Origin of the sequence: Collinsella sp. TM05-38, from assembly GCF_003466445.1 — a bacterium.
Taxonomy (GTDB): Bacteria; Actinomycetota; Coriobacteriia; order Coriobacteriales; family Coriobacteriaceae; genus Collinsella.
In genome coordinates, this window is sequence record NZ_QSPM01000008.1 from 1 (window position 1) to 12,684 (window position 12,684).

Annotated in this window: 14 protein-coding genes; 7 read left to right on the forward strand and 7 right to left on the reverse strand. The window is 60.2% G+C overall.

The annotated features are described in order from the left end of the window. The first annotated feature begins 4 nt into the window (after positions 1 to 4). Together DXD49_RS05920 and DXD49_RS05925 are read left to right on the forward strand one after the other, a co-directional pair. A complete protein-coding gene (locus DXD49_RS05920; RefSeq protein WP_199568974.1) occupies positions 5 to 1,318 on the forward strand; it encodes an IS256 family transposase in 1,314 nt (437 codons plus the stop codon). Then, positions 1,293 to 1,670 (forward strand): HAD family hydrolase, encoded by a 378-nt coding sequence (locus tag DXD49_RS05925; protein ID WP_255413639.1) that lies wholly within the window; start codon positions 1,293 to 1,295, stop codon positions 1,668 to 1,670. The genes DXD49_RS05920 and DXD49_RS05925 overlap by 26 nt, the downstream gene beginning before the upstream one ends. A gap of 75 nt (positions 1,671 to 1,745) precedes the next feature. Here the strand turns inward: DXD49_RS05925 and DXD49_RS05930 are convergent, their stop codons facing one another. From DXD49_RS05930 to DXD49_RS05950, 5 genes are all read right to left on the reverse strand, one after another. After that, a complete protein-coding gene (locus DXD49_RS05930) occupies positions 1,746 to 2,126 on the reverse strand; it encodes a Fur family transcriptional regulator (RefSeq protein WP_117799023.1) in 381 nt (126 codons plus the stop codon). A 61-nt stretch (positions 2,127 to 2,187) separates the two neighbouring features. Continuing rightward, entirely contained in the window at positions 2,188 to 2,589 is a 402-nt protein-coding gene (locus DXD49_RS05935) for an acylphosphatase (protein ID WP_117743875.1), read from the reverse strand. A 2-nt stretch (positions 2,590 to 2,591) separates the two neighbouring features. Then, complete coding sequence (locus tag DXD49_RS05940) at positions 2,592 to 3,698, reverse strand: Gfo/Idh/MocA family protein (RefSeq protein WP_117763795.1); 1,107 nt, start codon at positions 3,696 to 3,698, stop codon at positions 2,592 to 2,594. Positions 3,699 to 3,773: 75 nt separating this feature from the next. Beyond that, positions 3,774 to 4,259: a ribonuclease HI gene (gene rnhA / locus DXD49_RS05945; protein WP_117763794.1), complete on the reverse strand. Its 486-nt coding sequence runs from the start codon at positions 4,257 to 4,259 to the stop codon at positions 3,774 to 3,776. 63 nt (positions 4,260 to 4,322) lie between these two features. After that, positions 4,323 to 5,261, reverse strand: coding sequence for a LysR family transcriptional regulator (locus tag DXD49_RS05950; protein ID WP_117743872.1), 939 nt, complete (start codon positions 5,259 to 5,261; stop codon positions 4,323 to 4,325). Between the two features lie 277 nt (positions 5,262 to 5,538). Here DXD49_RS05950 and DXD49_RS05955 point away from each other — a divergent pair, with 277 nt between their 5' ends. The 3 genes from DXD49_RS05955 to DXD49_RS05965 all read left to right on the forward strand — a co-directional run bounded on the left by DXD49_RS05955 (position 5,539) and on the right by DXD49_RS05965 (position 8,332). After that, on the forward strand, positions 5,539 to 6,849 hold the full coding sequence (locus DXD49_RS05955; RefSeq protein WP_117743871.1) for an O-acetylhomoserine aminocarboxypropyltransferase/cysteine synthase family protein: 1,311 nt from the start codon (positions 5,539 to 5,541) through the stop codon (positions 6,847 to 6,849). Between the two features lie 312 nt (positions 6,850 to 7,161). Continuing rightward, positions 7,162 to 7,938 carry a hypothetical protein gene (locus DXD49_RS05960; protein WP_117743870.1) on the forward strand — a complete coding sequence of 259 codons (777 nt, stop codon included), beginning with the start codon at positions 7,162 to 7,164 and terminating at the stop codon, positions 7,936 to 7,938. A gap of 187 nt (positions 7,939 to 8,125) precedes the next feature. Next, the gene (locus DXD49_RS05965) at positions 8,126 to 8,332 is read left to right on the forward strand and encodes a hypothetical protein (RefSeq protein ID WP_117735313.1); all 207 of its coding nucleotides are present in this window, start codon (positions 8,126 to 8,128) and stop codon (positions 8,330 to 8,332) included. A 108-nt stretch (positions 8,333 to 8,440) separates the two neighbouring features. Here DXD49_RS05965 and DXD49_RS05970 read toward each other — a convergent pair whose 3' ends face one another. Continuing rightward, entirely contained in the window at positions 8,441 to 9,355 is a 915-nt protein-coding gene (locus DXD49_RS05970) for a ketopantoate reductase family protein (RefSeq protein WP_233540159.1), read from the reverse strand. Between the two features lie 125 nt (positions 9,356 to 9,480). Continuing rightward, the gene (locus DXD49_RS05975) at positions 9,481 to 10,251 is read right to left on the reverse strand and encodes a cyclase family protein (protein WP_117794480.1); all 771 of its coding nucleotides are present in this window, start codon (positions 10,249 to 10,251) and stop codon (positions 9,481 to 9,483) included. A gap of 145 nt (positions 10,252 to 10,396) precedes the next feature. Between DXD49_RS05975 and DXD49_RS05980 the strand changes: the two genes are divergently transcribed. Continuing rightward, a complete protein-coding gene (locus DXD49_RS05980; RefSeq protein ID WP_255413640.1) occupies positions 10,397 to 11,605 on the forward strand; it encodes an aldo/keto reductase in 1,209 nt (402 codons plus the stop codon). Between the two features lie 95 nt (positions 11,606 to 11,700). Beyond that, positions 11,701 to 12,570 (forward strand): deoxyribonuclease IV, encoded by an 870-nt coding sequence (locus DXD49_RS05985; RefSeq protein ID WP_117735309.1) that lies wholly within the window; start codon positions 11,701 to 11,703, stop codon positions 12,568 to 12,570. Positions 12,571 to 12,684 lie beyond the last annotated feature (114 nt).

Sequence of the window (12,684 nt, forward strand, 5' to 3'; positions counted from 1 at the left end):
GCCTATGCCGGAATCTCTCCCACAGAAACCACCGAAGAGCCAAATCTTATCAGACCCGAAGCCGGACATGCTCGCCATGCCGCGGTTCGACGACGGTGCCATCGACATGCAGGAGCTGCTCAGGCGCCTCGCCGAGCAGGTCGTAAACGCCGTGATGGACGCCGAGGCCGACCAGCTGTGCGGCGGCGGGGCGAACAGCCGCAACGGCTACCGGGAGCGCGGCCTCGCCACCTGCGTCGGCACGCTGACGCTGCGGATCCCCAAACTGCGCTCCGGCAGCTTCTTCCCGGAGGACGTGCTCGAGCGCTACCAGCGCGTCGACCGCGCCCTCGTTGCCGCCGTCGCCGAGATGTACGCCACGGGCACGAGCACCCGCAAGGTGCGGAGGGTGGCCGAGAAGATGGGCGTGTCCAGGCTCTCCAAGGACCAGGTGAGCGCCATCGCGTCGAGCCTTGACGCCGACATCGAGGAGCTCTGCGCGAGGCCCCTCGACGGCTCGCCGGTGCCCTACGTCTGGCTCGACGCGACCTACGTCAAGTGCCGCCGCGAGGGGCGCGTCGCCTCCACCGCCGTGGTCACCGCCATCGGCTGCGATGCGGGCGGCTGGAGGCGCGTCCTGGGCGTCGACGTGGTTGACACCGAGTCTTACGACTCGTGGCTCGCCTTCCTGCGGGCTATCCGCTCGCGCGGGGCGGCGGGCGTGCGGCTCATCGTCTCGGACGCCCACCCGGGGCTCGTCCGGGCGCTCGGCGAGGTCTTCCAGGGCGCCGCGTGGCAGCGCTGCGCCGTCCACCTCATGCGCGACTGCATGCGCGAGGCGGGCTCCTGGCAGCTCAGGCGCCGCGTGGGTAGGATCGTCTCGCAGGTGTTCCGCGGGCGCGACGCCGCCACCGTGACCGCCATGTACCACGTGGCGTGCGACATGCTGGAGGGGTGCTGCCCGAGGGCGGCGGCGATCCTCGAGGAGGCCGAGCCGGACGCCCTGGCATACCTCGACTTCCCGCCGTCGCACTGGAAGCGCCTGCGCACCAACAACGTCCAGGAGCGGACGAACCGCGAGATAAAGCGCAGGTCGAGGGTGGTGCAGGCGTTCCCCTCGACGGCGTCGCTGGTGCGGCTGGCAGGCGCGGTCATGTGCGAGCAGGACGAGACATGGCAGGAATCCAGGTACTTCTCGGAGGCGAAGATGAGGGAGCTCTACGACGAGGGCCGCACGCGCGGGCTCGACGGGACGGTCGACTGGTCGCGGCTGGAGGCTGAGGCCAGGAAGATGATCGAATCCGGCCTCGAGCTTGCGGACAGGATCGAGGCGGCATAGGATATCAACCGTATTCCAGGTTCCTGGACGCCGGGCCGACTCGCTTCGGATCGGACGCTACACCAACTTTCGCGACACTACCGATGTGATGACGTCGGGAACCGAATGGACGGACTTTATCGGCTTTGATTCGGGCAAGGGGTCCGCGCTTGCCGATTATGGCCGTGCGCTGGGGATCTCACCCAACGAGATGATGGCATTTGGCGACAATGAAAACGACCGCGACATGCTCAACGTGGTGGGTCATCCCTGCCTGATGGAGAACTGCAACCCCACTATGCGCGGTATCAATGACCGCGTCCGCTATGTGCGTACGGTCGAAGAAGAGCTGCATCGCTTGCTTGCTGAGTAGATATTTGGGACATGCCTAGAAATCTACTTTTGCCGTAATCGGTGGAAAGGTAGATTTTAAGGCATGTCCCAAAAACTACCTACAGTTAGGGCAGAGGCCCTCGAAGATCGTGTAGTGCGAGGTGACGTTCCAACCGATTTGTTCGGATGCCTTGGTATCGAGCTGGGCATCGAAGGGGAGCGGCACATCGATGACGCGGCCGCACGAGGTGCAGATGATATGCGCATGCGGCTCGATGGTGCGATCGAAACGGCTGCCGCCCGGCGTCTTGATGGAGAGAATCTCCCCGGCATCGGCCAAGAGGTTGAGGTTGCGGTACACCGTGCCGCGGCTGATCTTGTCGTCCTGTTCGCGCACGGCGTTGTAGATCTCATCGGCGGTGGGATGGTTATAGCTTTGGCGCACGGCATCAAGAACCAGCTTCCGCTGCTTGGTGTTTCTTCTTTGCACGGCCATGCGCCTCACCTCTTTTCCGTCACGGTAGGTAAGTAAATGATACCGTATTTAGCACACAATACTAATAGTGAGGGTCGAAACCATCTTCACCGGTAAGCGTGGCGCGGGCTTGTGCGTCCTCGAGGCGAAAACGAATGCCCATTCGCTCGTAGGAGGCGTGGAGTGCTTCGAGGTGAGACAGGATATTCGCAGGCGCGCCTTGTACCTCCATTTCGACCGAACCGTCTTCCATATTGCGTACCCAGCCGGTGAGTGCGTGTGCCTGTGCGAGATTGGTGTTGGTAAAGCGAAAGCCGACGCCCTGGACTTGGCCCTCCCACCGAAGAAAATAGCGCTGAGGGGCGTTTTGAGTGGCCGTGTCGCTTACCAACACCGTAAGCCTGCGCCGCAGTTCGAGCTCAACGCCGGACGGTTTTTGAGGCTCTCGATTGACGCCGGAGAAGAACTTGTCAAGAAAGCCCATCGCTAGGCCTGCTTCTCAGAGTCTGCGGGGAAGGCGATGCCGGCCTGCTGGCGCACGGCATCCATGATACGCAGCGAGACAAGCGTGACATCGCGATAGTGGCCAAGTTCATGGCGCCCGGCCGGCGTTTCCCAAATCTCTTCGTTGACGTTGTCGATGCCGCTGATGGCGGTGATAAAGTCGGCGAGCTCGTACTCCATGGTGTTATTCGATTTGGGCAGGTCGAGCACAATGCCGCTGTCATCCTGCTCGCGTGGGGCCTCGGTCGCCGATCCGCGCACGACGTCACCGCGATAGTCGATGCGTACGTTGCGGGGCGTGGACAGATGGTCGATCTGGATGGTGCCTCGCTCGCCTTCGATTTGCGAGGGCAGCAGGTCATTCGTGATCTTGGAATGCGCGAGTTCAACCGAGATGCGACCGCCGCCGTAACTGGCAAGGATGGAGCCGCAGCCGTCAATGGGCCCGTGCGTGAGCTTTTGCGTGGCAGGGTCGAGCAGCGTGGTCATGCTGGCGATGCCGGAGGGCATGCCGAAGATCTCGACCATGGGCTCGACGGTATAGACGCCGATGTCCATAAGGGAACCCGATGCCATGTGGCAGTCGAAGATATTGGTGGCGCGTCCTGCGAGAATCTCGTTGTAGCGCGAGGAGTACTTACCAAAGCGCAGCGAGGCGCGGCGAATGGGCGCGATTTCGCCCAGGGCGTCCTCGATGGCATGGAAGGCGGGGTCGTGGAGCGGGCGCATAGCCTCGAGGGCAACGACGCCGGCGGCCTCGGCGGCACGGAAGACCTCGAGCGCCTGTGCCTCGGTGGCGCAGAAGGGCTTTTCGACGATGACGTGCTTGCCACCGGCGATGCAGGCGAGCGCCTGTTTGTGGTGAAGTGCGTTGGGACTGCCAATATAGACGGCGTCGACGTCGTCGGCGGACGCAAGCTCGTCAAGTGCGGTGAAGTTACGCTCGCCGCCGTGCTTAGTGGTGAAGGCGGCGCCGCGATCTGCATCGCGCGAAAGCGTGCCCACAAACGCGGCTTGGTCGTTGGCGTTGACGACCTGGATAAAGTCGTCGGTAATCATGGATGTGCCGATGGTCGCTATACGCAGCATGTATCCCCCTCGTGCCGTTCGGTTTACAGGATGAGTGTAGCGCGAGGGGGCAGGAAATAGCGTGCGAAAACGCCGTTACAGGTCGCTCTCGATAAAGCCGGCGTCGATATCGAGGTTGCTGCCGTCGGCCGCCGTGGTGGCAAGCTCGTCGCAGCGCTCATTGAGCTCATGGCCGGCGTGGCCCTTAACCCAGATGAACTCCACTTTGTGCTTGCTCTTTGCGGTGAGCAGGCGCTCCCACAGATCGCGGTTCTTGACAGGCTGCTTGTTGGCGGTCTTCCAGCCGCGTTTTTTCCAGCCGTCGATCCAGTGCTTGTTAAAGGCGTTGACGACGTACTGCGAATCGGAATGGACTTCGACGTCGCAGGGGCGGTTGAGCGCCTCGAGTGCCACGATGACTGCCATGAGCTCCATGCGGTTGTTGGTGGTCTTGGCGTAGCCGCGTGAAAGCTCGGAGGTGAAGGTCTTGCCGGCGGGGTTGGTGTATTTGAGCACGGCGCCGTAGCCGCCGCGTCCCGGATTTGATCGGGCCGAGCCGTCGGTATGGATGATGACCTTCACATGGTTCCTTTCGTTAGGCGCTTCTCGCGTGGGTGTCCATTGTAGCGCCGCGTTCGGCGAGGGCTAGCAATCTATGATATCTATCCCGTCTCCAGATGGCTGGCTTTCGTGGATGATGCGGCCGAGCTCGTTGAGGTATTGCTGCAAGAGGGGAGAGGGCTTGCGCTCGTCGTGCATGATATAGCCCACATGCATCGTCGGGGCGTCTGCCAACGGGATCGATGCCATGCCCCATTGCATTTCATTGGAGAGGACGCCGGTCGACAAGGTGTAGCCGTTCGACGTGATGAGCAGGTTGGTGAGCGTTCCGCGGTCCGAGATGCGAATGTTTCGATCGCAGGGGATATAGCTAAACGGTTCCTCGGCGTAATAGAAGGAATTTGAGGTTCCCTGCTCAAAGCTGTAGCGCGTGTAGGGCGTGAGGTCGGCAAGCGATAGCTGGGCACGACGTGCGAGTGGGTGGCGTTCGCTCACGAAGACGTGGACTGTTGCATCGAAGAGGGGATGGAAGCTCGCGCGGGCGTCGGTAAAGGTCTTCTGCAGGACGCGGGCATTAAAGTCATCCAGATACAGAATGCCGATATCGCTGCGAAATGCGCGGACGTCGTCGATGATTTGCGACGTGGTGGTTTCGCGCATGATGAACTCGAACTTGCTGTCGCGGCAGCGCTCGACGACGTTGATAAAGGCCTCGACCGAAAAAGCGTAGTGCTGGGCCGAGATGGCAAGGCGCGCCTGGGGTGTGCCGCCGTCCTCGTAGCGGGCCTCGAGCATATCGGCCTGCTCTACGACCTGGCGCGCATAGCCCAAAAGCTCGGTGCCGTCGTTGGTGAGCGTGACGCCGCGGCTGGAGCGCGTGAAGATCTCCAGATGGAGCTCCTGCTCTAGGCTTTTGACGGCGTTGGAGATATTGGACTGCGCGGTATAGAGGCGCTGGGCTGCGGCGTTAATTGAGCCAGACTCCGCCACGGCGATAAGAAAACGAAGCTGCTGGAGGGTCATCGGCGCCCGTCCTTTCGATAGCTATCTAAAAAACCGATAACAGGTTAGCGCTTTTAAGTGATTGACCGAGCGATGCAACGCTCGTACTATTCAAAACACACAAATGCGGTAGGTAATTAAGACGACCACGGAACCGGGACGTCAAAAAGGGGGACCGCATATGCACTGCTTACCAAGACGAATGCCGGGCTCCTGTTTGCGCCCGTTGGCGTGATCAGGAGGCAGCGACTAACTTCTCTCACTCTTAGTTACTTTTTATTCGATCAAGGAGATCGTCATGAGCCAGTTCATCAACAACCCCGAGCACACCTTTGGTTTCGACACCCTGCAGCTTCATGTTGGCCAGGAGAGCGCCGACCCCGCATCCGACGCCCGCGCTGTGCCTATCTACCAGACCACGAGCTATGTGTTCCGTAACTCCCAGCACGCCGCTGACCGCTTTGGTCTTGCCGACGCCGGTAACATCTACGGCCGTCTGACCAACTCCACTCAGGGCGTCTTTGAGGATCGCATCGCCGCGCTCGAGGGTGGCGTGGCTGGTCTCGCTGTCGCTTCGGGTGCTGCCGCCATCACCTATGCCCTGCAGGCCCTCGCCCAGGCCGGTGACCACGTGGTCGCCCAGAAGACCATCTACGGCGGTTCCTATAACCTGCTGGAGCACACGCTCTCCCAGTTTGGTGTCGAGACCACCTTTGTCGACGCCCACAACCTGGACGAGGTCGAGGGTGCCATTAAGGACAACACCACGGTTATCTACCTCGAGACGCTCGGCAACCCCAACTCCGATATCCCCAACATCGACGCCATCTCCGAGATCGCCAAGAAGCATGGCCTTCCGGTCGTCGTCGATAACACCTTCGGCACCCCGTATCTGTTCCGTCCGCTGGAGCACGGCGCCAACATCGTCGTTCACTCTGCGACCAAGTTTATCGGCGGCCACGGCACCTCGCTGGGCGGCGTGATCGTCGACGGTGGCAACTTTGACTGGAAGGCGAGCGGCAAGTATACACAGATTGCCGAGCCCAACCCCTCCTACCATGGCGTTTCGTTTGCCGAGGCTGCCGGCCCTGCCGCCTTCGCGACCTATGTCCGCGCCATCTTGCTGCGTGACGAGGGCGCCTGCATTAGCCCGTTTAACGCCTGGGTCCTGCTCCAGGGCACCGAGACCCTGTCGCTGCGCGTTGACCGTCATGTCGAGAACACCAAGAAGGTCGTTGAGTTCCTGGCTGGTGACAGCCACGTCGCCAAGGTAAACCACCCGAGCCTGCCTGAGCACCCCGATCACGAGCTCTATCAGAAGTACTTCCCCAACGGCGGCGCTTCGATCTTCACCTTTGAGATTAAGGGCGGCCAGGAGGCCGCCTGGAAGTTCATCGATCATCTGCAGGTGTTCTCGCTGCTCGCCAACGTGGCCGACGTTAAGTCGCTCGTCGTGCACCCGGCTACCACCACGCACTCCCAGCTCTCTGCCGAGGAGCTCGCCGAACAGAACATCACGCCCTCCACGATCCGTCTTTCCATCGGTACCGAGAACGCCGAGGATATCATTTGGGATCTGAAGCAGGCTTTCGCCGCGCTGGACGAGTAAGGCGACTTGTGCAAGGACCCCTTGCGACTCGATAGGTATAACTGCATAAAATGCCTGCTCAAGGCGCCTGCGCAAGCAATGGTTGCGCAGGCGCCTTTTTTGCATAGGGAAGGCGATATTACAGGGTTTTTGGCATGCTTTATGCATTCGAGTTGTGGAAAACTCCTGTTGAGAGGATGTGAGTTTTACGCAATTGACGTGCGCCTTTTGAGTAAAACCGCAGGTCGCGATTTGCTCGGGGTACTATGCAGCGCGATCGAATCACACACAGCTCAAACGCAGCAAAAACGCACTACGGAGGTTTCCAGCTACATGAGGATCGATTCACGAAAACCGAAAGCCGCCGCCCTTTCCGCCGCTCTGACCGTGGCACTTTTGGTGGGCGCCGGCGCAACCGATGCCCACGCCGCAACACTGTCCGATACGGTTGGATCTACGCCGTCCGAGACGACACTGGTACAGCCCGTTGACTATCGCGGCGATGGTTATGGCTCTATGCAGGAGTGGAACGCCTCGATGGAGGCCAAGCGCGATTCCTTGGAGATGCGCGCTCAGATCATTATGAATATGTATGGCGACTATGCTACCGATGACGAGCGCGCTGTGCTGCAGGGTTGCATCGACGGTGCGGGTAGCCTTTTGACGATGGGGGAGGTCGACGCCAGGTCGACCGAGCTCGATGAGCTGCGCACTGCGCTTGAGGATGCCAAGTGCGAAGCGCTCGAGGCTGCCGCGGCCGAAGCCGAGGCTGCCGAGGTCGCCCAGGCTTCGTACTACAACGCCGGTTACAATCCGTCCTACGCGTCTGCCGCGTCTTACGCGAACGGATCGGGCCTGACGCGCTCTGCGGGTGTAAATTACTACAACGGGCGTCGTGAGACCTATTACAGCAGCAACGTGCTTTATCACTATCGCACGGGCGAATGGACTCAGGATTCTGAGGGCTTTTGGCGCGATTCCGACGGCTATTACGTTGTTGCCGCGGGCGATATGGCCCAGGGCTCGACCTTTACGGGCTCCAAGGGTGATTGCAAGGTCTATGACTCCGGCTGCGCTGCCGGAACCACCGACTACTACACCGGTTGGTAATTATTCTGCATCACGGATATTTGGCGGATGGGCGTCTTTACCGAGCTTTAGGGCAACGTAAGGACGCCCGTTTTTTTGTGCGTGCTTGAGTTAACAGAGCGCTTACCGTGGCAGTACACCGCGCATATGGGAGCGGGGCACACTAAGTCATGAGAAGCAAGGTCTTTCCCGTGGAGGAAGTGGTCTCATGAACGCTCGAGATATCGCTATTGCCGCCGTTGCACTTGCGCTGGGTTGTCTTGGTCCTACAGCCGCGCTTGTCGCGGGCATGCAGGGCTTGTGCGGAGCTGCTCCTATCGTTGTGGGGGCCCTGATTGCTGTCGCTGCGCTGGGAAGCGCCGGCGTCGTCCTTTGCCGTGAGGATGAGGACGAGATGCGGGGCTCGCAACTCTAACAGCCGTGAAGCTGGTTTTAGCTATAGATGAAGCAGGAAACCGCCGCAAGTGGAATGTCCCTTGCGGCGGTTTTGCCGTTGAGTCTGTTGGCTGCGGTATGTCGAGCGCTACCAGCTGGCCTCGATTTCGCGGATGCGCGAATAGAGCCATTCGTTTTGCGGCACTTGGATATCATGCTTGGCCGCGAGGTGACAGATGGTACCCGCAAACTCCTCGACCTCGGTCTTGCGTCGTGCGATGCGGTCCTGCGCCATCGAGGGCATGCCGACGGGATCGAGCCCTTCGATGAGGTGCACCATCTGCGTCAGATCCGCTTCGGTGAGCTCGATGCCCTCGGCGTTGGCGACCGCAAGCGTCTCGCGCATGGCGGAGACAAAACTGCGGAGCTGCTCGGATCCCTTCTCCGTGGCGCTTCCGTAGGTGCCGCCGTAGGCCATGCAGGTTTGGTTGATGCCGTCGTTCAGCATGAGCTTGGCCCACATACGATGTGATATGTCGTGCTCGACGGTGTGGGCGATACTGCAACGCGTGTAGAGCTCGTCGATGGCGGTGACGGTTGCGAGCTCGGTGCCTGCTGCCGCGCCAAAGCAGATTTCGCCGGCATTGGCATAGGTGAGCTCTCCGTTGAGGAATACGGCGTCCATGCCCTGGCAGATGCCCAGGACGGTGTGCTTCCAGCCAAAGCGTTCGGCAATCTTTTGTTCGCTCGTGATGCCGTTGCACAGTGACGCAATCAGCGTGTCGGGACCCACGACGCTTTCCATGGTTTTGAGTGCCATATCGAGCCCGGTTGTCTTGACAGTGAGAATGACCAGGTCGACGGGCGTCGCCTCGCTCGCGCGGACGGACTTGAGCGCGCAGGGCTTGCCGTTGATATTGAGCGCATCGCCCGCGTGGCGCTCAAAGCGTGCGTCGTCCATGACATATTCAACAGCGTCGTTGCCGAGCGCTTGGGCGATCATGCTGCCGTAGAGTAGGCCGACACCGCCCTTGCCGATGAAGGCGACCTTGTTGATCTGCATATGAATCATCTCCCCATAAAAAGGCGCCCACGTACGGGGCGCCTGATGGATTGTATGCTGTCGGGGTATGTTGTGTGCGCCGGATAGCGGTATTTAGAAGAACGAACGCATGGGAACACGGGAACTTATGACGCGGGGCAGACCGCAAAGACGCGTGCGGGGTATCCGACGCCATCACGCACTTTGGGGAAGGTGCAGAAGATGACAGCACCCGTGGCGGGAAGCTCATCCAGATGATCCATGACTTCGATTTGGTAACGGTCGACCGAAAGGATGTATTGCTCGCCCGGGTAAGGGTAGGCGTCCTCGCGCGTGGTCACGGTCGCGGGGTCGGTGTCTGCCGGTTCGTGGCCGATGGCGCCGATGTTGCGCTCTCCCACGAGCCATTTGATGGCGTCGAGGTCCCAGCCGGGGTAGTGAGGCTGGCCAGCTTCGTCCTTGTTTTCGAGGTCGGCGAGCTTGGACCAGTCGGAGCGGAAGGCGACAAAAGCGTCCTCGGGAATGCGGCCGTGCTCGGCCTCCCAAGCCTTGAGGTCATCGACGGTCAGGATAAAGTCGGGGTTTGCGGCGCACTCCTCGTGCTTGTCGATTACGCAGAGCGGATGCATAAACTCGATAGGTTTAATCTCGCCAAGGGAACGGCCATCGACATGGAAGTGGCGCGGTGCGTCGACGTGGGTGCCGTACTGCGAGGCGACCGAATACTGGAAGCATCGCATGGGCGCGAGCATGTCTTCGGGCGTATCGGGCAGGTAGTCGAAGAGCTTGGTGGACTCAAACGGCTTAAAGCCAAACCAGTGTGGGGTGTCGCACGAGAGCGTGTGGGTGAGGTCGACCCAGCGATAATCGGTGCTTTTGAGCTGGGATGCGAGGTTCCAAAGGTCGAGCGCGGGCATGGGTGGCTCCTTTCATCGGGCTTTTTGCTGATGTTAAAGCGGTGCCGTGACGGCTCGATTTCTGCTGCGTTACGATACGTTCTCGATTGCGATTCCACGATGTTTCGGCTGCGTGACCATTGTGTTTCTCCTTGCCGGGGCGCTTATGGCGAAGGGAGGGTCTGTGCAATACCGCGTTGACCCCAAAAGTGGTAACCGATTATCCGCTCTCGGTCTGGGCTGTATGAGATTTCCCGGTACACCGGGTCATCCGGACGCGAAGGCGGCCGACGCCATCATTTCCCGTGCGGTGGGGCAGGGGATTAATTACCTGGATACCGCATATCTCTATCCCGGCAACGAGACATGCGTGGGCGCTTCGCTTGAGCGTTTGGGGCTGCGTGACCAGGTGCTGCTGGCGACCAAGCTGCCGCACGCTTCGTGTGCATGCACCGGGGATTTCGACCGTTTCTTTGACGAGCAGCTGCGTCGTCTGCGGACCGACCATATCGACTATTACCTTATGCATAACATCACCTCGCCCGTCCAGTGGGAACGTGTGGTGGCGTTGGGCGTCGAGGATTGGATCGCGCGCCAAAAGGCGTCGGGGCGCATTCGCCAGATTGGTTTTTCGTATCACGGCAGCGCGGCGGATTTCTTGACGATGCTCGACGCATACGATTGGGATTTTTGCCAGATACAGTACAACTATGCCGGCGAGCGCTACCAAGCGGGAACGGCAGGACTCATGGCGGCTGCGGAGCGCGGGCTCGCGGTGTTTGTGATGGAGCCGCTGCTAGGCGGGCGTCTGGCGGGCAAGCTGCCGCCGCGGGCCCGCGCTGTGCTCGAGAGCGTCCGTGATCCGCATTTGCGCACCCCTGCCGCCTGGGGGCTTTCGTGGGTGTGGAACCATCCTCAGGTGACGATGCTGCTATCGGGTATGACCGATACCGCGCAGGTGGATGAGAACGCGGCGTTGGCGGATCGCGCACTGCCGGATTCGATGACAGCTACTCAGCTCGATGCCATCGCGCACGTGCTGACGGAGTTTGAAAAATCGAATCGCGTGCCCTGCACGGGATGTGGCTATTGCATGCCGTGTCCTAAAGGCATCAATATCCCTGGATGTTTTGCCGCCTACAACGCAAGCTATGCGCACAGCTGGTTTACGGGTCTATCGCAGTACTTTACGGCGAGCGCGGTGCGCACAAGCGAGCCCAAGTTGGTGAGCAATTGCGTCAAATGCGGCAAATGCGCGCGGCATTGTCCGCAGCACATCGATATCCCCGGGCGCTTGGACGCCGTACGCCGCCGTTTTCAGCCCGGCCCCGTGACGGCGGCGCTTAGGGCCTTCGGCAAAACGCGCTCCTCATGACCCTTTTATAACGTGCGGTGGAATACGGTCTGTTTGCGCCAAAATAAGGCATCAATAGACCGTATTTCACCGCAACTGATGAGGGGGAGCTGGGGATGCTGACGATCGGGTGTCACCTATCCACGACGAAGGGCTATCGGGCAATGGGGGAGACGGCGCTGTCCATTGGCGCCAATACCTTTGCATTCTTTACGCGCAACCCGCGCGGCGGCAAGGCGAAAGACCTTGACATGGATGACGTGGCAGCCCTGCGCGAGCTTATGGAGCAAAACGATTTTGGTCCGCTCGTGGCACACGCCCCGTATACCTATAACCCCTGTTCTGCCAAAGAGCGGGCGCGCGAGTTTGCCTTGGAGGCAATGGCCGAGGATTTGCAGCGCCTGGAAGCGCTGCCCGGCAACTACTACAACTTCCACCCCGGCGCGCATGTGGGGCAGGGGACTGATGCCGGCATTCAGATGATCGTCGACACCTTGTGTCAGGTGATGTTTGAGGGGCAGCAGACGACGGTGCTGCTCGAGACCATGGCGGGAAAGGGTACCGAGGTGGGCCGTAGCTTTGAGGAGCTGGCGCTCATCATCCAGGGCGTTGCCGGCAAACGCCCCGAGCTGTCGGTCAAGTTGGGCGTTTGCCTAGACACCTGCCATGTGAGCGATGCCGGCTACGACATCATCCATGATCTGGACGGCGTACTCGACGAGTTCGACCGCGTGGTGGGTATCGACCGCTTGCGTGCCGTACACATCAACGATTCGAAGAACCCCTGTGGCGCCCATAAAGATCGTCACGAGTGCATCGGTAAGGGCTACCTTGGTAGCGAGGAGCTTGGCGGCGGTATGCAGGTTATGCAGAATATTGTATCGAATGACCGTCTGCGTGCGTTGCCTTTCATTTTGGAGACACCGAACGAACTTGCAGGTTATGCGGCTGAAATAAAACTCTTAAGGTCTTTGCGCAGTAATTAACAGCCACAAAGTGGGTGTTTCATTCACGTTATGGGCTTGTTTCAATCAGTTTTCTCATTGCAGATTCCTACAAGCGGGTGCATAATAGCCAACAGTTTTTGCAGACCTCTGAAT

What these genes read in the sequence shown, in the direction of transcription:
- DXD49_RS05985 (WP_117735309.1), top strand. Translation starts at nt 11,701, where the DNA reads ATGCTGACGATCGGGTGTCACCTATCCACGACGAAGGGCTATCGGGCA.
- DXD49_RS05930 (WP_117799023.1), bottom strand. Translation starts at nt 2,126, where the DNA reads ATGGCCGTGCAAAGAAGAAACACCAAGCAGCGGAAGCTGGTTCTTGAT.
- DXD49_RS05920 (WP_199568974.1), top strand. Translation starts at nt 5, where the DNA reads ATGCCGGAATCTCTCCCACAGAAACCACCGAAGAGCCAAATCTTATCA.
- DXD49_RS05950 (WP_117743872.1), bottom strand. Translation starts at nt 5,261, where the DNA reads ATGACCCTCCAGCAGCTTCGTTTTCTTATCGCCGTGGCGGAGTCTGGC.
- DXD49_RS05965 (WP_117735313.1), top strand. Translation starts at nt 8,126, where the DNA reads ATGAACGCTCGAGATATCGCTATTGCCGCCGTTGCACTTGCGCTGGGT.
- DXD49_RS05955 (WP_117743871.1), top strand. Translation starts at nt 5,539, where the DNA reads ATGAGCCAGTTCATCAACAACCCCGAGCACACCTTTGGTTTCGACACC.
- DXD49_RS05935 (WP_117743875.1), bottom strand. Translation starts at nt 2,589, where the DNA reads ATGGGCTTTCTTGACAAGTTCTTCTCCGGCGTCAATCGAGAGCCTCAA.
- DXD49_RS05970 (WP_233540159.1), bottom strand. Translation starts at nt 9,355, where the DNA reads ATGCAGATCAACAAGGTCGCCTTCATCGGCAAGGGCGGTGTCGGCCTA.
- DXD49_RS05940 (WP_117763795.1), bottom strand. Translation starts at nt 3,698, where the DNA reads ATGCTGCGTATAGCGACCATCGGCACATCCATGATTACCGACGACTTT.
- DXD49_RS05975 (WP_117794480.1), bottom strand. Translation starts at nt 10,251, where the DNA reads ATGCCCGCGCTCGACCTTTGGAACCTCGCATCCCAGCTCAAAAGCACC.
- DXD49_RS05960 (WP_117743870.1), top strand. Translation starts at nt 7,162, where the DNA reads ATGAGGATCGATTCACGAAAACCGAAAGCCGCCGCCCTTTCCGCCGCT.
- DXD49_RS05980 (WP_255413640.1), top strand. Translation starts at nt 10,397, where the DNA reads ATGGCGAAGGGAGGGTCTGTGCAATACCGCGTTGACCCCAAAAGTGGT.